Source organism: Bacillus sp. JJ783 (genome assembly GCF_036963225.1).
GTDB lineage: Bacteria > Bacillota > Bacilli > Bacillales > Bacillaceae_G > Bacillus_A > Bacillus_A cereus_U.
The window spans coordinates 1-378 of the sequence record NZ_JBALMG010000252.1 but is presented as its reverse complement, the minus strand read 5'-3'; the positions used below and the strand labels follow the sequence as shown (position 1 = coordinate 378).

The following is a 378-nucleotide window of genomic DNA, read 5'->3' as shown; positions in this document are numbered from 1 at the left end:
AAGTCCAAGAGTACCTAACTATAAACTAGAAGAGGCACACAATAATACGCTTCCTTTAAAAAATGTACCAACGATTACTCTTGCTACAAGTTTGCGTTCAATTCGTTTCCGTCTATGGGATGAGCAAAGTAACAATTTTGTTAGCTTTAAAGACGTTAAAAATTTAGTGGAAAACAATGTTTCTATTCCAGTAAAATCAGAACTATAACTTCACCACATATAACTGACTCCCCTTAATCATTTTCGATTTAAGGGGAGTTTTTGTTTAAATAGTAGATGTACGATATGGAGAAAACTTAAATGATTTAAATTGTAATGGAGGTGGATTAGGAAATAGTAGGTATTAATATAAGAAGACGATAAAAATATTATGTTAAC

The 378-nt window shown here is 31.0% G+C and carries 1 pseudogene; it reads left to right on the top strand.

Features of this window, described 5'->3' with window-relative positions:
- A pseudogene (locus tag V7038_RS29180) lies at window positions 1-208 on the top strand (fatty acid desaturase); the annotation flags it as partial.
- Between the last annotated feature and the right edge of the window lie 170 nt (window positions 209-378).